Consider the following 19,526-nt stretch of genomic DNA (forward strand, 5'->3'; position numbering starts at 1 on the left):
CGGTTGACCCCGTCCGGGACCGCTTGTAATCGCGACCGGAGGCACCCAAGTACTGCCCGGTGATCGGATCCCCTGATGAAGCAGGACTGGAAGGCCGTCGGAAGCTACGGGACCGTCGGTCTCGAGGTGGTGCTGTGCATGCTGGTCGGCCTGTTCATCGGCCGCTGGCTCGACGGGAAGCTCGGGACCGATCCGTACCTCTCGGTGCTCTGGTTCTTCTTCGGGATCGGCGCCGCCGGCAAGGCGGTCTTCCGGGCGTGGAAGGAAATGCAGGCCGTGGCCGAGCGCGAGGAGCGCGAGCAGGGGAACCCTGCGCCGAGGTTCGACGACCGGAAGACACGGCAGGACGAGCGCGCTCCGGACGACGACCGCCGGACAGGCTCGAGCGACGACGTCCGCGATCCCGACAGGCTGCAGGACGCGAAGGGGAACGATGAGCGCTGAGCGAAGGCCCGGTACGCCCGGGGGCGACCCGCCGCACGAGGAGCCCGACGCGGAGGAGCGGCCCGGCGTCGGGGACGCCACGATGCGGTCTGTGCTCCGCTGGGTCGCCGGCACGGCCGCGGTCTTGTCCGTGGCCGCGCTGCTCGCGTACGGCGTGCGCGCGGCGCTCGGCGTGTGCATCGGAGGCGCCATCGCGACGGCGAACCTGTACGTCTTCGCGCGCATCGTCGACGCGTTCCTCTCGCGCCGGGGCCACACGGTGTCGTGGACGCTGATCGCGATGATCAAGCTCACCGGCCTGATGGGCGGCGTGTGGCTCATCCTGAAGAGCGACATGGTCTCGGGCGTCGCCTTGATTGTCGGCTACGCCTCGCTCGTCGTCGGCATCAGCCTGGGGACGCTGTTCGGACCGAAGCCCCCGGAGGACGGAAGCCCGCCGGGCGCTCACGGCTGAGCTCCCGCCGGAACCGGCACCGCCGAGGGCGACCCGCGCCGCGTGAGGAGACTTGGCGCGCTGCAGGGTGCCCACCGTAAACGAGTTGTGGTAGAGGCGAGGCCCCTCGCCCGAGGGCGAATTCCCACAAGGCTCGCCAGCGCTCGCGGCCGTACCGGCACAGCCGCGCGGCAGCCGGCGCGGCGCATCGACGACGAAAGCCATGCCTGAGCACACAGGGTTCCTCACGTACCTCCTGGCGCAGCTCCCCGGACTCCGGGAGAACGCTCGCAACATCGGCAAGACGTTCATCGGTCACCACACGGTGGACTACCGTGGGACCGAGCCGATCTTCATGAGCCTGCTGATCATGGTGCTGTTCGTGCTCCTCGCCAGCGAGGTCCGCGGCCAGTACCGGCGCCTGAACGAGTCGGTGATCCCGGAGGACAAGCTCACGCTGCGCACGTTCTTCGAGGCGTTCTTCGGCTACTTCTACGGGATGGCCCGGGACGTGATGGGGCCCGCGAACGCGAAGCGGTACTTCCCGCTCATCGGGGGCTCGGCCGCGTTCATCTTCTTCTCGAACGCGTCGGCGCTCATCCCGGGAGTGAACCCGCCGACCTCGAACCTGAACATCACGATCGGGTGCGCGGTCGTGGTGTTCGTCCTGTTCAATTACTACGGGCTGAAGGAGAACGGCTGGAGCTACCTCGCTCACCTCGCCGGGCCGAAGTGGTACCTGGCGCCGCTCATCTTCCCCATCGAGGTCATCTCCACCTGCGTCCGCCCGGTCACGCTCTCGATCCGGCTCATGCTCAACATCGGCGTCGATCACCTCGTGGCGAGCATCTTCCTGGGGCTCGTCGCGCTGTTCGTCCCGGTGCCCCTGATGTTCCTGGCGATCATCGTCATCGTCGTGCAGACGCTGGTGTTCTGCCTGCTGAGCTGCATCTACATCGGGCTCGCGACCGAGAAGGCAGACCACCACTGACCGCTTCGCCTGACCGCCTGGTCAGCCGCCCACCGGCGCCGCGGAGAATGGCGCTGGAGGTGAAGAGAAGGCTAGCCAGCCCTCGAAAATCGGATTAGAGGGGCCCCGCTGTCGATGGGTTGCCCCACAAGGTGGTGGTTCGCGGAAGCGCGGCCCCTACCGAGCAGCAGCAGAGGTCCCTGGAGCGATCCCCGGATCTCGATGGGGGACCGCCCCGCGGCCCCCGACCCACGCAGATGTTTCGCATGCAGCCCCGCGGGCTGTGTGGCTTGAAAGGAGCAGATTCGGATGTCGCTGAAGAGCAAGCTGTCGCTGTCCGCCGTTGTCGGCACTGCGCTGGTACTGGTTCCCGCTATGGCGCTGGCGCAGGATGGCGCGGCGTCGAACAAGTACGACGCGAACTCGTGGCTCGCCGTCGCTGCCGGATTCGCGATCGGCATCGCTGCCCTCGGCGGCACCATGGGCCAGGGGCGCGCGGCAGCCGCCGCCCTGGAGGGCATCTCCCGGAACCCGGGCGCCGCTGCCCGGATCCAGACCCCGATGATCCTCGGCCTGGCGCTCATCGAGTCGCTCGTGCTCCTCTCCTGGGTCATCGCGTTCTTCCTCCAGGGCAAGATCGCCCCCTGAGCCAGCGCTCGCCGCGCCCATCGGGCCCGGCTCCGCTGCTCCTTCCCGCCCCGCTCACTGCTACCCCGACGGGCCTCGCGCCTGCCGCTACCTCACGCGCACGACGGTGCCCGGCTCGTGCGCCGTGGGGAGGACGGCCGTCCAGCCGGCGGGGAGCCGGGGCGACGTCCACCAGAACAGCCGCTGCGCGTCGAGCGGAGCCAGGTTCACGCAGCCGTGGCTCCGCACCTGGCCGAACGAGCGATGCCAGAACGCGCCGTGAAGCCCGATCCCCTTCGAGAAGTACTGGACGTAGGGGACATCCTCGATCCGGTAGTACCGCTCGGCGGCCTCGTCCTCGAGGTTGTCCATGTCCGAGGTGAGCAGCTTGGCCCAGATCCGGAAGGTGCCGGCGGGCGTCGCGCGCTGCGACCCGGGCGCGCCCTTGCCGGTCGAGACCAGCGTCGCGAACACGGGGCGACGCCCCTCGTAGGCGACGAGCGTCTGCGTCGAGCGCTCGACGTCGATCCAGCGCTCACCCGCCTCGACGTCGACCTCGGGCGGCGGCGCCACCGACGGGCGCCGGAGATCGCGGGTCGAGATCCACGCCGCGACGTCGCCCTCGGCGATCCGCGCGAGCTTCCCCGAGGCGCCCTGCGCCTCCTCCAGATAGGGGACCACCTCGAACCGCACCTTGCTCTCCTCGGTCCGCGTGAAGCCCGCCCCCGTCCGCGTGTAGAGCGGAGCCCGCTCCGACACGACCCACGCGGTCGCGATCTCGGCGGCGCCCGGCGCGACGTCCACCCCGTGGAACGCGAACGCGCGCACCGGACCGAGATCTCGCATCGGCAACCAGAAGCCGCTGTTCGTGCGGCCGTACCGGGCGCCTCCCTCGATCCGCTCCTCGACGATCGCCACCGCGAAGCCGGGCTCGAGCTGCGCGTCCGGCGCGTCGATGTCGGCCGCCTCGGCCCGCCGATAGCCGAAGGTCCCGTCGGGGCCGACGAAGTAGTAGCGGTACGGGAGCCCATCCGGCATCTCGCGCCACGTCCGCACCAGCGGGCTGATCGGAGCCGCGGCGGAGAGCTCGACGGCGTCGTCACAGACCCAGGCCGCGGCGCCCACCTCGAGCCAGCGCCCGAGGCATCCGCCGGCGCGCCTGGCCGCAAAGATGGGCAGCTGCACGTTGCGATCGACGGAGCCGCGCCGGCGCGCGCCCTCGCCGGGGGCGTCGAACAGCGGCTGGTCGCGCTTGAGCACCCGCGCGCTCCTGACCGACGCCGGCAGCGGGGCGTCGCCCGCCGAGACCCACGGCGGCAGCTGCGAAGCGAGGACCGCTCCGCCCCAGATCGCCACGCCGAGGCCGACCACCGCGGCGCCGCCGCGCAGCGCGCCCCGGCGCGCTCGTCGCAGCGCGCCCCGGCGCCGTTCCTGCGGGCCGAGCTCGGCGCCTCCACGCTTGGTCATCCTGCAGCGGGATCCTAAGCCCTCGCCTGCGCTCCAGCCAAACTCCCGCCTGCGCGCCTGCGTTCGGCGGGCTCAGCGGTAGGAGAAGCGCACTTCGTGATCGCAGATCCGGAAGAGATCGCCCTCGACGATGGCCTTCCGGGCGATGCGCTGGCCGTTGTACTCGACGCCGTTCGTCGAGCCCATGTCGACCATGTAGTACTGGCCGTTCAGGAACTCGACCATGGCGTGCTGGCGCGACACGTTCGGGTCCTTGATCGTCAGATCGCTCGACTGCTTGCCGCGCCCGATGATGAACCGATCCTTGTTCACAACGAACCGCTGCCCCGCGTAGAACGCGGCGAGCGTCGGGCCGACGGGCACCTGATTCGGCATCCCCATGGCCATCGGCGGCGGCCCCGACACGCTGCTGGATGCCTGCGGCGGAGCGATGTACGGCGGCGGCGACAGCGGGGGCGCGAGGGGCGGCGCCACCGGCGGTCCCATCGGCGAGGCGTAGCCGGCGGCGTTGCTCATCGGCGGAGGCGGCGGGGGCCCCGAGCGGCTCGCCGCGGCGCCCGGGAGGCTCTGGCGGCCGCCGGGGTTCGTGACCTGGGACGGGAGCGGCGGCGGCGCGCCGAGGCGCGTCACGCTGGTCGGCGGAGGCGGCGGGCCGCCGACGCGGCCCGGGACGGGCGGCGGCACGGGCAGGCTGGGCCGCTTGCCGCCCGCGTTGCTGCTGCCGGGGGGCGGCGGGGGCGGCGGCGGCGCGCCCGCACGGACCTGCCCCGGAGGCGGTGGAGGGGGCGTGATCGCCGGGACCGGCGTCGGCCCTGGCCCGACGGGCGTCACGCCGTACGGCGACGGCGCGCCATACGCAGGCGCCCCGGCCGAAGCGCCGTAGGGCATCCCCGCTGCGGGCTGCTGCTGCAAGCCTCCCAGGGGCGGCGCCGAGCCGGACGTCGCCAGCCCGGGCGGCTGGGGCGTCGCGAGGGGAGGTGGCGCGCTGGCCTGATGAGCGTGCGGGACCGCCATGTGCCCGGAGGGGGGCACCGCGTCGCCCCTGGCGGGCGGCGGGAAAGGCGTGCGCGGGCTGTAGCTTCGCTGCCGCGCGTACTGCTTCATCGACTCATTGATGAGGTAGTCGATGGAGCACTCGAGCTCGCGCGCCATCTGCTCGAACGTCTCCCAAAGGACATCGCGACACTGGAACGTCCGTGCGCTTTTCTTGTTCGGATCCGCGCTCATCTCTACCCAACGATAATGGAGGATGAATTGCGCTGGGAAGCCTCCTCCCGGCCTCTTCCCTGCAAGCAACTGACGGCTCTGGGCCGCGCGTGCCGCGCGCGGCGGACGAAGAAGCGCGTCACTTCTTCTCGCCCTTCTCGAGCTCCGGCTTCCTGTCCTGCATGGCCGGCTCGATGCAGTACTGAACGAACTCGCCGACGGTCTTCACGTCCCTGAGCTCGCGCTCGGTCGATCCCTCTTTCTGCACCTCGCACGCCCACTTGCAGTCCGGGTCGGCCTCGCAGACCGGCACGCGCGTCGTGTCGCCCTCGAGCGGCTTGACCGCCGGGAGATCGGCCGCCGTGCCGAAGGTGAAGTAGTAGGCGATCGCGCTCGTCCGCGCCGCCGCGGGGCCCGCGGCGAAGTGCTTCTTCAGCGCCTCGACGGGCGAGCCCTCCTTCAGGTCGCCGAGCGCCGCGCCGTACGTGAGCGCCTCCGGCATGGCGAACCCCTTGCTGTCCTTGCTGTCGGGGAGCCTGCTCATGAACTCGTCGATGTGCTTCACCGTCGACATCTTCAGGATGGTCGCGGCGGCGGCGCGGCGGATCTTCCACTTGTCGGTCTTGAAGAGGCCGTAGAGCTTCTCGACGACGAGCTCACGCGGCATCTCGCCGACGCGACGGAAGGCCTGGTCGAGCACCGCGTCGGGCGCGTCCGCTGTCGCGATCTCGAGGATGCGCTGGATGTCGCTCGGGTTGTTGCGATCGAGCCGGCCTTCGAGCGCGGCGAGCGCGGCCTGGCGGCGCTTCTCCGGCTGATCCTTGTTCGCCGCGAACCCGAGGAGGAAGTCCACCGACGGCCGGCCGCCGAGCTTCTTCATCGACCCGAAGACCCGGAACAGCTCCTCCTCCTGGTACTGCGCGAGCTGCGCCTCGAACTGCTTCTCGGTCGGGTCGAGCTTCGACGCGGCGTTCGCCGCCTGGAGCTCGGGCTTCTTGACGGTGGTCCACTCGCCGGAGGTGACGAACCTGGCGATGGCGACCAGGTTCGCGGAGGCGGCCTCCTTCGTCGGCGGGTCGCCGTACTCGGCCACGAGCGACGCCAGCTGGTCGAGCCGCTTCGCCTCGCGGGTCATCAGCTTCGGCAGGCCGGCCACCGCGGCGGGGCCGATGAAGCGCAGGAGCTGCTCCATCCCGTAGGCCTGCGAGCGGTCCTCGAGCCGGTGCTCGAAGTCCGCCATCGCCCAGTCGATGAGGGCGGCCTTGAGCCCCTCCTTCAGCCCCTCGTCCGCGATGATCACGGTCCGATCCGACGTGAGCATCGCGTACGCCGTGTCCTTGTAAGGGAAGGACGTGTCCTGCTGGAGCGGCTGACCTGGCTGCGCGACGGGCGGCGGCTTCCTGAGCTCGGCGATGATCGACGGCACGAGCGCCGCCACGATGGATTGCCGGGCCTCCGGCGCCATGGTCGCGAGGGTCTCGACCATGATGCCGATGCCCACGCGCCGGCCCTGCCGCGGCTTCATGCGGATGAGCGAGGTGGCCGCCTCGACGCGGAGCGAGCTGTCGTACTTATCGTGAAACAGCACCGCCCTGAGCTTGTCCGGGCCGTGCGCCGTGGTCTCCCACCGGTGGATGTCGTCCTCGTTGACGCGGCACCCGCTCGTCGCGAGCCCTGCGCCCGCGGTCGCGAGGCACAGCAAAAGAAGGCCCGCAGCGCCGACGCGCCGCCCTGCTCGTTCGACAGTTTCCATGCACGTCCCAGGAGGGTCGGGATGGTACCGCCCGCAGCGCTCTGTTTGAAAGAATTTCAAGGCCGGGATAGAGAGGAGCCTTTCCAAAGTCTGCGCGAAATCTGGCCAGAACTCCAGCGCGCAGGCGGCCTCGTTGCCCCTCCCGGCTCCCCTTCCCTGCTTCCCCTGACCCACGCCGCCCGGAGGCGGGCGCGTTTCGCCCTCCAGGCGAGCTCAGGCGCGCGCGGCGCACGGCCCTCCCTACTTCTTGCCCCCGGAGCGAAGTGCGCATATGTGAGCAAAGTAGGTACAGGTAGGTATGCACGTCCCCTTGTTCGCTCCTCGCCGTGCCCAGCCCGCCGCCGGCCTTGGCGAGCCCTTGCGGTCCGGGGCGCGCGGCGCCGCGCGGACCAGCCCAGCAGGGATCGCCGGTCCTGCTGCGCCGCCGGGCCATGGCTACGCCCGGGATGCGGCGGCGCTGGTTCTTCTTGTGTCGGCCCTGTACAGCGCGCTGGCGCTCGCCTCCTTCCGCGGGGATCCGATGCGGCCAGAGGTCGCCGGCGACGACTGGGTGGGTCCCGTGGGCGCCGCGCTCGCGGGGACGTCGATCGAGGCGATCGGCGTCATCGCGTGGTTCGTCCCGCTCGAGCTCGCGCTGCTCGCGATGCCGCTCCTCGGGGCGAAGCGCTCGATCGCCAGCCTGTTCCGGCTGAGCGGCGACATCGTGGTGGTCATCGTGCTCGCGGCGCTCGCGCACGTCGCGTTCCCGCGCGCGGTCGCGTTCGGCGCGATGCCGCTCGGCGGGGCCGTGGGCGAGCTGTTCGGGGAGGTGCTGCGCGCGCTCTTCTCGAACATCGGGTCCTACATCATCGGGCTCACCATCGTCGCGCTCATCCTGATGGGCCGCGCGACGTTCTCGTTCATCGAGCTCGCGCACCGGGCCGAGCAGCTCGCGATCGCCGTCGCGATGCGCGTCGCCGGCTGGGCGCGCGCGCTCTTCGGGGCATGGGCCGCGGCGCGCGACCTGGAGCGGCAGACCGAGGCCAAGACGCAGAGCGCGCCCCCGATCATCGCGCGCAACTCGAGCCCCGACGCGATCATCGCCGCGCTGGCCGACGACACCGACGAGCGGCCGTCCGATCCCTCCGCCAGGGCAACGCCCGTCGAGCCGGCGCCCGTCGAGGCGCCGGCGCTCGATCTCTGGAAGAGCGCGCCGTTCGACGCCTCCCCCGAGGAGCCGGCCGCCCCGGCGAAGCCGCGGCGCGGGCGGAAGGCGCAGGCCAGGGAGCCGCGCGAAGCGGCGCAGCAGGGCGTCGAGCCGCGCGGGGCAGAGCCGCGCGACGCCGAGCCGCGCGAGGTGGCGATCCACGGCGGTGAGGCGCACGAGGTGGTGACCCACGGCGCCGAGCCCCGCGAGCTGGTGATCCACGGCGGTGAGGCGCACGAGGTGGTGACCCACGGCGCCGAGCCCCGCGAGGCGGCGCCGCGGGACGACGAGCCGCGCGAGGCGGCGTCGCGCGGCGCCGAGCCCCGCGGCCGGGCGCAGCGCGTTGCCGAGCCGCGCGAGGGAACGCAGCGCCGAGCAGCACGGCGTCGCGCCGCATCTCCCGCGGCGCCGCGCGGCGCCGCCGCCGAGGAGGACGGCGATGAGCCGTCGTTCGGAGGCGAGGCGCACATCGACGAGGAGCAGGGCGAGGTCGACGAGGAGCAGGGCGAGGTCGACGAGGAGCAGGGCGAGGTCGACGAGAATCAGGGCGACCTCGACGAGGAGCAGGGTGACCTCGACGAGGACGAGCTCGCGGCGCTCGATCCGGGCGACGACGAGATGGTGACGGCTCTCGGAGAACCGGAGGAGGTCGACGTGCCGACACCGTCGCCCATCCTGCCCGTGCGTCACCGGCGCGAGCTGCCCGCGCGAGAGCAGAACGCCGCGGTGGCTCACCGCGAGCCGCCGGTACGCGAGCAGAACGCCGCGGTGGCTCGTCGCGAGCCGCCGGTGCGTGAGCTGCCCGCACGCGAGCAGGACGCCGCGGTGGCTCATCGCGAGCTGCCCGCACGCGAGCAGGACGCCGCGGTGGTTCATCGCGAGCTGCCCGCGCGCGAGCACGACGCCGCGGTGGCCCACCGCGAGCCTCCGCCCGCCATCGGCCCGGAGCGGGCTCGCGCGGTCGCGCCGCGCGATCCGACGATCGTCGATACGAGCCGCGCGCTCGTCAGCGAGAAGCCGGCCGTGGTGAAGGTCGTCCCGGCGACCGGGGCGGGCTTCCGCCTGCCGATGACGGACATGCTCGAAGCAGCCGCGGGCGGGCGCCTCCAGCTCGACGCGGATCAGCTGAAGGCGACCGCTCAGCTCCTCGAGAAGACGCTCGCCGACTACGGCGTCAGCGGGAAGGTCGAGGAGATCCACCCGGGGCCGACCGTGACGACGTTCGAGGTCTCCCCGGCCGCCGGCACCAAGGTGTCGAAGGTCGCGGGGCTCGCGGACGACCTCGCGCTCGGCCTCTCGCGCAAGGTCCGCATCGTCGCCCCCATCCCCGGCAAGAACCGCATCGGCTTCGAGATCCCGAACGAGCACCGCCTACCCGTCAACCTGCGCGAGCTCGTCGAGGATCGCCGCTTCGTCGAGATGAAGGCGCCACTGCCGTGCGTGCTCGGCCGCGACATCATCGGGACGCCGTACTTCGCCGACCTCGCGTCGATGCCGCACGTCATCGTCGCGGGCGCGACCGGCGCGGGCAAGAGCGTGGGCCTCAACGTGATGCTGGTGAGCCTGCTCTTCCGGAAGACGCCGGAGGAGCTCAGGCTCCTGATGATCGATCCCAAGGTCGTCGAGCTCGCGCCCTTCGATCGCATCCCGCACCTGCTCCTGCCGGTCGTGACGGACATGAAGCAGGCGGCGAACGCGCTCAAGTGGGCCGTCGACGAGATGGAGCGCCGGTACCAGCTCTTCGCGAACGCGGGGACGAAGAACATCACGACCTACAACGCCTGGGTCGAGCGCGTGCAGCGCGGCGAGGCGCGCCCGCCGAAGCCCCCGGCCAAGGTGAGCGCCGTCGGCGCCGACGGGCTCGAGGTGGAGATCGACGCGGCGAAGGACGGATCGGACGCGGCGCTGCCGGAGAAGATCCCCTTCATCGTGATCGTGGTCGACGAGTTCGCCGACCTCATGATGCAGCAGGGCAAGGACGTGGAGGCGAGCGTGGCCCGGCTCGCGCAGAAGGCGCGCGCCGCCGGCATGCACGTGATCCTCGCGACGCAGCGGCCGAGCGTCGACGTGATCACCGGCATGATCAAGGCGAACTTCCCCACGCGCATCGCCTTCCGCGTCGCGCAGAAGGTGGATAGCCGGACGATCCTCGACGAGCAGGGCGCGGAGCACCTGCTCGGCCGCGGCGACATGCTGATCAAGATGAACGGCTCGAACGATACGCGCCGCGTCCAGTGCCCGTTCTGCTCGGAGGAGGAGGTCCAGAAGATCACCGACTTCCTCCGGCTCCAGGGCGAGCCCGTCTACGACGAGGCGATCCTCCGGCCCCGAGACGACGAGGGCGAGGAGCCCGACACGTCCGACGCGGAGACCGATCCGATGTACGACGCCGCGGTTCGCATCGTGGCCGACACCCGGCGCTGCTCGACCTCATGGCTGCAGCGCAAGCTCGGCGTCGGCTACAACCGCGCGGCCAAGCTGGTCGAGGCAATGGAGAAGCGCGGGCTCGTCGGGCCCGCGAACGGCGCCAAGGATCGCGAGGTGCTGATCGCGCCGATTTGACCCCATGTAATTTATCTTGACGCCACTGCACAACGGGTATTGGCACGCGGCCGACCCGGGCAAGCGGGACAGACGGGATGTCGAGGAGCACACAGCGTCGAGGTGCCCGCCGACGGGGCTGCGCGCCAGCATGGCGGTTCTTTTGACTTTCCCGTTCGAATGCTTCATGGAGCACCCAGGATGGCGCCCGAGGAAACGCGCACGCGTCTGATTGCCCAGATCGCGAGCCTCCTGAACGACGGGACGATGCCCGCAGACGCCCGCGCAGCGGGGCTGACGCTCATCGGCTGGCTCGCGAGACGCATGCCCGGAGAGGCCGCATCGCGGGATGGTGTCGAGGAGATGTGCCGTCGCGCGGCGGTCCTGGGCTGCCGGCCGCGGCGCATCGGCGGACGGCGCTCCACCTGACCCGGCGTCATTGCACAGGCCGCGGACGCGCCAGCGCGTGCCCCGTGCTCAACCAGGATCGGCCAGGTGCCCTGGCCGAGCGCTCCGCGGACGCACGCGGCGCTCGCTCCTTATACGTCGGGCTGCGTCGAATTCACGTCGGAGCGTCGCCCCGGACCCGCGTTCGCCTCGCGAATGTGGGCCAGCACCGGGTTCTGACGGGCAACGACGGCGAGGCGACGGCGAGGCGAGCGCTAAAAGCGACATCCGTACCGTAATTTGTACGTGCCGTAGCGAGCGCGGCTAAGCTCCTGGGTGGCGCGGCTTTCCGCGCCGCGGGGCTCGCGCGACGCCCGATCCGGGACGTCGGCTCGCTCGGTACCCTGGGGTAAACGGCCGCAGTGGGGCCTGTGATAGGTGGTGTTGCTCATGGCGAACCGCGTGGTCGCCCTCCCCGAACCGCACCCGAATGACGATGAAGATGTCGTGTGGGGGATCTCCACGGCCAGCGCGCTGTGGGCGCGCGGCGAGCGGCGTGACGCTATCGTGTGGCTGCGACGCGCGGCCGACGCCGCCGGGGCGGCCGGGCAGCCGTTCCGCGCCTCGGAGCTCGGGCTGTGCGTGACGGCGCTCGAGGAGGTGATGGCCTCGGAGGTCGGGCAGCCGAGCGATCCCGATCTCCTGGAGACCATCGACAGCGAAGGCGACAAGCCGCCCCCGTCCTCTGACGAAGCGCCGCCGTCGGACGAGCAGACCTGGCGCCGCCGCATGTCGCTCACCCAGGAGCTGCGCGCCTCGATGCCCTCGATCGAGATCGACATGTTCGAACCGCTCTCGCAGCCGGAGCTGGCGGCCGAAGCAGAGCGACTGACGGCATCTTCCCGGCCGTCGCCGCCGCTCGGCCCGGATGCAGAGGGCGGACCTGGCGCCGGAGCACGACCGATCGCGCCGTTTTCCCCCGCGCCGCCCGCTCAGCAGCCGCCGCCCCTCGCGCCGGCGGCTCCGCCTGGCGTGTCGCGCTCGCAGCCGCCGCCCTTCGCGCCGGCGGCTCCGCCCGTCTCGCGCTCGCAGCCGCCGCCCTTCGCGCCGGCGGCTCCGCCCGGCGTGTCGCGCTCGCAGCCGCCGCCCTTCGCGCCGGCGGCTCCGCCCGTCTCGCGCTCGCAGCCGCCGCCCTTCGCTCCGGCGGCTCCGCCCGTCTCGCGCTCGCAGCCGCCCCCCGCCGCGTACCCGCAGCGGCTCGACCCACCGCACGCGGCGCCGCCGACGGCCCCCTCGGCACCACCGACGGCCGCGCCCAACGTCCAGGCCGGAGCGATGTACAGGAGTCAGCCGCCGCCGGCGGCTCCGCTGCCTGCCCCCATGGCGAGCGCCATTCCGCCGCTGCCTCCTGCGCCGGGGGTTCCGTCGTTCCGGCAGCAGCTCACCACGGACCCGCTTCTGGTGATAGCGCCGGCGAAGACACAGAGCGCGCCACCGCCCGCCCCGATACCACCGCCGGCCATCCCGCGGGGAGCATCGCGGCGGCCGTCTTCGATTCCCCCTCGGCCTGCTTCCGTGCCCACGCCGCAGGAGCTGCAGTCTGCCCTGCCTCCGTCGCCGGAGCGCGGCCGCTCCGACCCCGCGATGAGCCCCCTGCAGCCCCCGCGTCCCGCCGGGGTACGCTCCATGAGCGAGCCACCGCCCCCGGCACCGCGACCTCCGTCAGCGCTTCCGGCGGTACCGCCACCTGCTCCACCGCTGCCGAGCCTCATCGCGGAGCCGCGACCGCCGCCAGCGCCGGGAGGCGTCGCGCCCGCGTCGCGCCCGCCGTCGTTCAGACCTCCGCCAGCGCCGCATCCGGCGTCCCTCGGACTTCCGCCACCGCCGCACCCGCCGTCGTTCGGGTCTCCACCCGCGTCGCACCCGCCGTCGTTCGGGCCTCCACCAGCGCCGCACCCGCCGTCGTTCGGGTCTCCACCCGCATCGCACCCGCCGTCGTTCGGGTCTCCACCCGCATCGCACCCGCCGCCTTTTGCGCCCCCGCGCCCGCAGCCTGCGGCAGCACCGCATCCGCCGTCTTTTCAACCTCCGCGCCCGCAGCCTCCGCCTCCATCCGCCGTGCCGGCGCCCGCTGCGCCGTCAGCTGGCGTGCTTGCACCCCCGCAGGTGCTCCCCCCGCCGGTGTCGCCGCCGTCCTTCGCGCCGTCGCAGCCGCCGATCAGCACGCCGCCACACCCGCAGGCTCTGCCTCCCCCGACGCCGCCCACGCTGGCCTCCGCCATACCGCCGCCCGGCGCGCTGCCGCCGCCCGGCGCGCTGCCGCCGCCCGGCGCGCTGCCGCCGCCCGGCGCGCTGCCGCCGCCCGGCGCGCTGCCGCCGTCCGGCGCGCTGCCGCCGCCCGGCGCACCTCCGGCGCCAGCCACGCGTCCACCGTCGCTCTCGGCCACCACCACGCCGCATCCGGCGCCCCTCGCGCCTCCGCCTCTCACGCCTCCGCCCCCCGCGGCGCCGCCGCTGGCGTCGTCGATGCCGGTCGCGCCGCCTGCTGCGCCTCCCGATGCGCCCTCGGGGGTCGCCACGCGACCGCCATCACCTGCTGTGCCGCCGCTCGCCGCGCCGTCGCCGGCGTCCGTCCCGCCGCCCGCGGCGCCCGCTGCGCCATCGTCGCCGGTATCCGCCGCACCTCTGGCCGCAGCGGCCTCGCCCACGACATCGGCGTCGCACCAGGCCCCGAGCCCGCCAGCCCCCGCCGACGAGCACGCGCCCAGCGACGACGACATCGGCGAGATCGTCGTGGAGGCTCAGGCCCCGACGCCCACCCCGGCCCGCACAGGCACGGCCGCGCCCGCACAGGGAGCGACCAGCTCCAAACGCAGGCCGCGCGAACCGATCCTCGACCCCTGGTCCGAGGACGCGGAGCCAGCCGCGCCGCCGCGGCCTCCCCAGGAGATCATCACGTCGAACGGCGACACGTACCTCGTGGCCCGCAGGCATCCCTCGACGCCACAGCCGGGCGACGAAGAGGAAGACGAGGTCATCACCTCGGCAGCGCCGCTCGATCTGACGCTCAAGCGGAAGCCGATCTCCGCGCGACCTCCGGCGCCCCCGACGCCAGCGGCGGCGCGCATCCGCCCGGCGACGCCCACCGGAAACGAACCCCCAGGACACCTCGGGGCCTCGGCCGACAGCGTTCCAGCAAAGGGCACCGCAAATTCAGCGAGCGACGACGCAAAGCTCGAGCCCCCTGCGAGCACAGACGCGTCGCCCGCGGAGTCGACGATCGAGGGGACGGTCGTCATCGAGCTCTCCGACAGCGACCTCGAAGCGCCGATGTCATCCCGGCTCGCCAGCCTTCCGCCTCCGCCACTGGCAGCGGAGCCGGAGGACGACCTGCAGACGACGGCCACCCCGCCCCGCACCGAGCCCGCGTCCGGCAGCGCCGAGGTCCAGGCGCCGCGCCCGCGCGCGCTCGATGAAGCCTCGGGCGAGCCCGCGCCGGAACCCGTGGAAGAGCTGCTCGACGACGCGGACCTCGCGCTCGACGAGGAGCCCCCGGCCCAGGCGCCCACCGCCGCGCCGCGGCCTGCGTCCGCCGCCGACGCCCGCGCGCCGGCCTCGGTCGACGCCCTCCCCGATCTCGCCGAGGCGCCGCTCGTCGATGTGCCCGCGGTCGAGCGGCGGCGGTCGGCCGCAGGCGAGAGCGCCGACCTCGCCGCGATGGCGCTCGGCGCGCCGCCCAGCGCGCCGCCGGAGATGGGGGCGAGCGCGGCCCTCGACCTCGCCCCGGAGCTCGCGCCGGATCTGCCGCGGCCCGGCGCGGCCAGCGCCGCGCCAGCCGCCGCCGGGGCCCTCACCGGCCGCGATCTGGAGCAGATCGAGGCGTTCGCGGACCTGCCCGAGGAGATGCACGACGAGCTCGCGCTCGCAGCGCGCGTGGAAGACCTCTCGTCCGACGAGGAGCTCGCCGTCGACGGGGCGGCGCTGGTCCTGCGCGGGGACGCCGCCGTGTGCGCGAACATCGTCGATATCCCCGCCGAGCGCGCCGCGACGAGGACGCTCGTGCCGTCCCGAGGGACGCTCGAGGAAGGCGTCCCGCTGCGCGTCGTCGCCGGCGCGGACGGCGCGCGGGTGGCGATCTGGGACCAGGCGACCATCGATCACGCGCTCCGCAGCTGCCCGTGGGTGCTCGACGAGCTGCGCACCGTCGCAGACCGGATCCAGTCGCTCGCAGGCGCCACGATGGGGCCGCTGGGCGAGCTCGAGGACACGCTGCTGCGCCGCGTCCTCGGCCAGCTCCGGCTGCGCGGCCTGGCGCCCGGCGAGCACTTCATCCATGCCGGCAACCCCATCCCCGGGCTCGTGATCATCGGCGCAGGCGCGCTGGAGCTGGTCGCGGAGCGATCGCAGACGATCGCCGGCACGGCGAGGCCCGGCGAGCTCCTGTTCGCCTCGGAGCTGCTCGGAGGCCAGCCGGCGCCGTCGATCGCTCGCGCCGCAGGGGGCGGCGCGCTCGTGCTCATCGCCGACCACCCCACGCTGCGCGAGCTGTTCGAGAGCACGCCCGAGCTGCTCTCCATCCTGGCGCAGTCCGTCTCGATGAACGCTCAGCGCGGCTGAGGCGGCGCGCGGAGCGAGAGCCGCGCGGGGCTCGGCTGGCTCCGCGCGTCGGCGAGCGCTGGCGGGATGGCGCGCGGCGCTAGAGCTGGCCGCCCTTCGGCCGCGGCGGCCGCGCGGCCCCCTGCTCCAGCTCGGCGGGATCGATGGGCTCCGCTTCCTCGTTGATCTGCCAGACGAGCTCGCTGTTGCCCTGCGCTCCGGCGAAGCGGAGCCCGAACCACCTCGCGCTCGGCGAGATCGTCGGCTTGCCGTCCGCGGTCGCGCGCGGGAAGCGGATGCGGAACGCCTGGCGCCACACCGTGTTGTACGGGAAGTAGGTCCGCTCGAGCGCGTTCGGCTTGGCGATCGCGACGATCTCCTCGGGCGCCGTCTCGTTCCCGGTGTCGTCGATCAGCCGCACGATCCACGCGCTGTTCGGCGTCGAGAGGTCGTTGTATTTGCGCTCGCCCCCGAAGATCGCGACGAAGAACTGATGGCGCTGGCGCGTCTCCTCGAGCGTCTTCTCGAGCAGCTTCTGCCGCTGCTCGATCGTGAGCCGGTAGTCCTGCGCGTAGCGGACCACGTAGGCCCAGCGGAAGTCCCACGACTCGAACGTCGCGGTGGCGGTGAGGAAGTTGTCGAGCTCGGAGAGCGCGAACAGGTGCTCCGTGCGCGTCCAGCTGCGCAGCACGTTCTCGTAGTCCGTCGCGACGTACTCGCGGGGCCCCTCGTTCAGGCTCACGAGCTGGGTGGAGCAGCCGGCCGAGCCGAGGAGCGCCGCGAGAACCAGACCGCGCCGGAGCCATGCTGCGTTGACCACGCGGCCAGGGTACCGAGCGCCCGCGCTGGATGCACGCACACTCGAAGCCGAGCCCGCGCCTTCGGCGCCTTCGGCCAGAGGCGCGCCCGGCGAGCGCGCCCGCCGCGCTCACGGGGGCGCCCATCGAGCGCCTGTCGGGAAGGTGAACCCGACGCTGAACCGCGCGGCGTAGTACGAGGCGACGTCGCCGCGCAGCGGGGTCGTGACCGGCAAGAGCACGCTCAGCGCCGGCTGCACGTTCGACAGGATGAAGCGGACGCTCGGCGAGACCGCGAACGTCGCGCGCCGGTCGTCCGGCAGGTCCTGGGTCAGCTGGTAGACCTCCCACAGCTCCAGCCCCACCCCGACAGGCCGCGCGAGCCGGTAGCCGAAGTAGAACGCCGTGTGCGCCGAGATGTCGGTGCGGCGCTCCCCGGACCGCAGGCCGCGCACGACCAGCGACCAGTCGAGGCCCTGCCTGAGCTGGAAGATGAACGGCCCGGTGATGTGCCGCATGTCGAACCAGGGGCGGAACGTGAGCGTGAGCTCCCGGAAGCGCGTCTCGTCCCACGGCCGCACCACGCGCGCCGTCCGGAGCACCTCGGCCTGGTCGCGCGAGACGTCGCGCGGGACCGGGAGCACGAGGCCGAAGCCTCCGCCGGAGGCGAGCCCGCGCACACTCGACCAGACGCCGCGCCCGTACAGCTCGGGGCTCCCGAGCAGGATCGACCGCTCGACCCCCGGGACGCTCGCCGCGGCGCTGTCATGCACCGCGCCGACGAACCACTTGCGCGGGACGAGCGGCACCTCCATCTCGCCGTGCGAGTACCAGGCGAAGGCGAGCTTGCCGCCCGCCCGGCTCGCCGCGTCCGGCTCGATCACGGCCGCCGTGTACTCGAAGGTGAAGGTCGGATCGCGCAGCGTGAGCCCGGGGAGCGTCGGGGGCGCGGGGACGTCGAAGACGGCCTCGTCTTCCTCGTCGGACCACGCGCCTGGACCGGGCGACGCGGCCTCCGCTGCGCTCGCCACGGAGAGCAGGCCGAGCCACGCCGCCGCGCGGGCGAGGCGCCTGAGCGACGCCGGGACCCGCGCGGGCGGCCTCGATGCCACGGGGTGCGCTGGCTCGACGCTACTTCGACCCGAGGCCGAAGTCGTTCGCCGTGACGTAGAGCATCAGCCCGATCAGCATGAACACGCCGACCAGATGGATATGCGCCTCGATGCGGGCGTTCGGCCGGCGCCGCGTGGCGGCCTCGTAGAACAGGAACATCAGCCGGCCGCCGTCCAGCGCCGGGAACGGGATCAGGTTGAAGGCGCCGAGGTAGGCCGAGAGCAGACCGAGGAACTCGAGCCCCTCGGCCCACCCGCGCTTGGCCGCGTGCGCGGTCTCCTCGATCATCCGCTTCGGACCGCCGAGCTCGCCGTCGACCTTGCCCGTGAGGTACTGGCCCAGACCCACGACCAGGCTCTGCACGACCTTCGGCGGCTTCGTCACGGCGAGGACCACCGCCTCCTTGGCGGTCACCGGCGCCGACTGGACCGGCCCGATGGCCATCACGCCGATCTTGCCCGCGCCGCCCTCGTTCGCCGGCGTGACCTTGGCCTGGACGCGCTCGCCGGCGCGCTCCACGACGACGTCGAGCGGCCGGCCCGGGCTACGGGAGATGATCTCGGCCATCTTTTCCCAGTCCTGGACCGGGGTTCCATCGATCTCGACGATGCGGTCGCCGTCCTTGAGGTTGGCCGCCGCGGCCGGCATGCCGGCGACCACGCCGATGTCGGTCAAGCGGTAGGGCTTGCCGCCCGTCATCAGGCTCGCGAAGAAGAGCACCGACGCGAACAGGTAATTGGCGAGCGGACCGGCGAAGATCGCGGCGATCCGGCCCATCAGGCTCGCGTTCGCGTAGCTGCCCTTGTCCTCGGGATCGACCTCCTCGAGGGGGTTCATCCCCGCGATCTGCACGTACGCCAGGAAGGGGATCATGGCGACCTGGAACACGGTGGGGCCGTGCTTCACCGGGTCGTGGCGAAAGAGCCGCACGCGGACCTTGTCCGCGGCGGTCGTGAACCAGTAGTACCCGTCCTTCGGGACAACCTTGAAGAAGGTGGGGCCGAAGCCGATCGAGAACTTCAAGACGCGCATGCCGTAAGCGCGCGCGGCGAGGAAGTGCCCTCCCTCGTGGACCACCATCAGCAGGGCGAGACCGAGGATGCCTACGAAATACCAGCCGACCATCTCCGGCTAGTCTAACCAGGGCGGGCCCCTTCCGCACGCGCCCGATGTCCGCGCCGTACGCCCGCCCCGGCGAGATGCCGCCCGCGGCGGAGGCCGCGCGCTCCCACCGGCCTGATGTGCCGGGAGAGCGCGACAGCAGGGCAGCGCCCGGGGCGGCTCAGCCCGCCAGAGGGCCCGAGCCAGCGGGGTGCGGCTCAGCCGACGAAGAACGAGACGCCGACGCTGAAGAAGGGATACCCGATCCGCATCGTGAGCGACATGCTGTCGTTGAAGTGGTAGCGGCCGCCGACCATGCCGACGAAGTCGAACCACACGTCGCGGTAAAATCCGTCGGTCCGGAGGGTAGCGCCGAGATCGGCGAACGCGCTCCACTGATCGTTGAAGAAGAAGTTCCACTGCATGGTGACCGGGCTCCAGATGGTGAAGTCGCGGCGGCAGTACCTGCAGTCGGTGAAATCCAGCCCGAACGAGATGGCGACAGTGTTGTTGAGCTTGGGGATGAACGCGGGATCGGCGAGCTCGATGCTCGCCCTGAAGCCGAGGCCGAACTCGGGGTCGCCGAAGTCGTTGTAGCGCCCGGGCCCGTACCGCCGCAGGCCGTAGTCGCGGTGCAAGAAGACGAGGTCTCCGTGCGGCTCGAGCTCGGCGAAGTAGCGGGGGTGATCGTTCGGATTCTTGATGTTCGCCTGCGCTTCGGGCGCGAGCGTGAGGAGGGTGGCGCCGGCAAGAGCGACGCTCACGAGCGAGGGCAGCGCTTTCATGAGCTCTTCGTACCAAAGGAAGGGCAGCGACGGAAGCAAACGGGCACGTGTCGGCCGCATGACGGCCGCCGCTGGAAGGCGATGTCGCACCTCGCTCGGCGCGCGGCGCGGGCCGAGCGC

The 19,526-nt window shown here is 72.4% G+C and carries 16 protein-coding genes; 7 read left to right on the top strand and 9 right to left on the bottom strand.

What is annotated here, in order from left to right; translation table 11 throughout:
* The first annotated feature begins 75 nt into the window (after positions 1–75).
* The 4 genes from WMF14_RS43040 (at position 76) to WMF14_RS43055 (ending at position 2,495) form a co-directional block, all read left to right on the top strand.
* Entirely contained in the window at positions 76–444 is a 369-nt protein-coding gene (locus WMF14_RS43040; protein WP_437796259.1) for an AtpZ/AtpI family protein, read from the top strand.
* A complete protein-coding gene (locus WMF14_RS43045; protein ID WP_437796260.1) occupies positions 434–898 on the top strand; it encodes an ATP synthase subunit I in 465 nt (154 codons plus the stop codon). Before WMF14_RS43040 ends, WMF14_RS43045 begins: the two co-directional genes overlap by 11 nt.
* 202 nt (positions 899–1,100) lie before the next feature.
* Positions 1,101–1,868 (top strand): F0F1 ATP synthase subunit A, encoded by a 768-nt coding sequence (atpB, locus tag WMF14_RS43050; protein WP_272102099.1) that lies wholly within the window; start codon positions 1,101–1,103, stop codon positions 1,866–1,868.
* 288 nt (positions 1,869–2,156) lie between these two features.
* Entirely contained in the window at positions 2,157–2,495 is a 339-nt protein-coding gene (locus WMF14_RS43055) for an ATP synthase F0 subunit C (protein ID WP_012240589.1), read from the top strand.
* A gap of 87 nt (positions 2,496–2,582) precedes the next feature.
* On the opposite strand, the gene WMF14_RS43060 is transcribed toward WMF14_RS43055, so the two are convergent.
* The 3 genes from WMF14_RS43060 to WMF14_RS43070 all read right to left on the bottom strand — a co-directional run bounded on the left by WMF14_RS43060 (position 2,583) and on the right by WMF14_RS43070 (position 6,900).
* The gene (locus tag WMF14_RS43060; RefSeq protein ID WP_272102098.1) at positions 2,583–3,941 is read right to left on the bottom strand and encodes a L,D-transpeptidase; all 1,359 of its coding nucleotides are present in this window, start codon (positions 3,939–3,941) and stop codon (positions 2,583–2,585) included.
* A 72-nt stretch (positions 3,942–4,013) separates the two neighbouring features.
* Positions 4,014–5,168: an FHA domain-containing protein gene (locus WMF14_RS43065; RefSeq protein ID WP_272102097.1), complete on the bottom strand. Its 1,155-nt coding sequence runs from the start codon at positions 5,166–5,168 to the stop codon at positions 4,014–4,016.
* Between the two features lie 118 nt (positions 5,169–5,286).
* Positions 5,287–6,900, bottom strand: a complete 1,614-nt coding sequence (locus WMF14_RS43070) for a hypothetical protein (protein WP_272102096.1) — start codon at positions 6,898–6,900, stop codon at positions 5,287–5,289.
* A 298-nt stretch (positions 6,901–7,198) separates the two neighbouring features.
* Between WMF14_RS43070 and WMF14_RS43075 the strand changes: the two genes are divergently transcribed.
* Both WMF14_RS43075 and WMF14_RS43080 read left to right on the top strand, forming a co-directional pair.
* Positions 7,199–10,648: a DNA translocase FtsK 4TM domain-containing protein gene (locus WMF14_RS43075; protein WP_437796261.1), complete on the top strand. Its 3,450-nt coding sequence runs from the start codon at positions 7,199–7,201 to the stop codon at positions 10,646–10,648.
* 180 nt (positions 10,649–10,828) lie between these two features.
* A complete protein-coding gene (locus WMF14_RS43080) occupies positions 10,829–11,056 on the top strand; it encodes a hypothetical protein (protein ID WP_162144043.1) in 228 nt (75 codons plus the stop codon).
* A 950-nt stretch (positions 11,057–12,006) separates the two neighbouring features.
* Here the strand turns inward: WMF14_RS43080 and WMF14_RS43085 are convergent.
* The gene (locus WMF14_RS43085; RefSeq protein WP_437796262.1) at positions 12,007–12,333 is read right to left on the bottom strand and encodes a hypothetical protein; all 327 of its coding nucleotides are present in this window, start codon (positions 12,331–12,333) and stop codon (positions 12,007–12,009) included.
* A gap of 762 nt (positions 12,334–13,095) precedes the next feature.
* Entirely contained in the window at positions 13,096–13,794 is a 699-nt protein-coding gene (locus WMF14_RS43090) for a hypothetical protein (RefSeq protein ID WP_437796263.1), read from the bottom strand.
* Positions 13,795–13,807: 13 nt separating this feature from the next.
* Between WMF14_RS43090 and WMF14_RS43095 the strand changes: the two genes are divergently transcribed.
* Positions 13,808–15,631, top strand: a complete 1,824-nt coding sequence (locus WMF14_RS43095) for a Crp/Fnr family transcriptional regulator (protein ID WP_437796264.1) — start codon at positions 13,808–13,810, stop codon at positions 15,629–15,631.
* 79 nt (positions 15,632–15,710) lie between these two features.
* Here the strand turns inward: WMF14_RS43095 and WMF14_RS43100 are convergent, their stop codons facing one another.
* The 4 genes from WMF14_RS43100 to WMF14_RS43115 all read right to left on the bottom strand — a co-directional run bounded on the left by WMF14_RS43100 (position 15,711) and on the right by WMF14_RS43115 (position 19,406).
* Positions 15,711–16,430 carry a hypothetical protein gene (locus tag WMF14_RS43100; protein ID WP_272102091.1) on the bottom strand — a complete coding sequence of 240 codons (720 nt, stop codon included), beginning with the start codon at positions 16,428–16,430 and terminating at the stop codon, positions 15,711–15,713.
* A gap of 108 nt (positions 16,431–16,538) precedes the next feature.
* Positions 16,539–17,519, bottom strand: coding sequence for a hypothetical protein (locus WMF14_RS43105; protein ID WP_437796265.1), 981 nt, complete (start codon positions 17,517–17,519; stop codon positions 16,539–16,541).
* A 19-nt stretch (positions 17,520–17,538) separates the two neighbouring features.
* Positions 17,539–18,645, bottom strand: a complete 1,107-nt coding sequence (locus WMF14_RS43110) for a M50 family metallopeptidase (RefSeq protein WP_272102089.1) — start codon at positions 18,643–18,645, stop codon at positions 17,539–17,541.
* A gap of 194 nt (positions 18,646–18,839) precedes the next feature.
* Positions 18,840–19,406, bottom strand: coding sequence for a hypothetical protein (locus WMF14_RS43115; protein WP_272102088.1), 567 nt, complete (start codon positions 19,404–19,406; stop codon positions 18,840–18,842).
* Positions 19,407–19,526 lie beyond the last annotated feature (120 nt).

It is taken from the genome of Sorangium sp. So ce693 (assembly GCF_051521375.1).
Lineage (GTDB): Bacteria > Myxococcota_A > Polyangia > Polyangiales > Polyangiaceae > Sorangium > Sorangium atrum.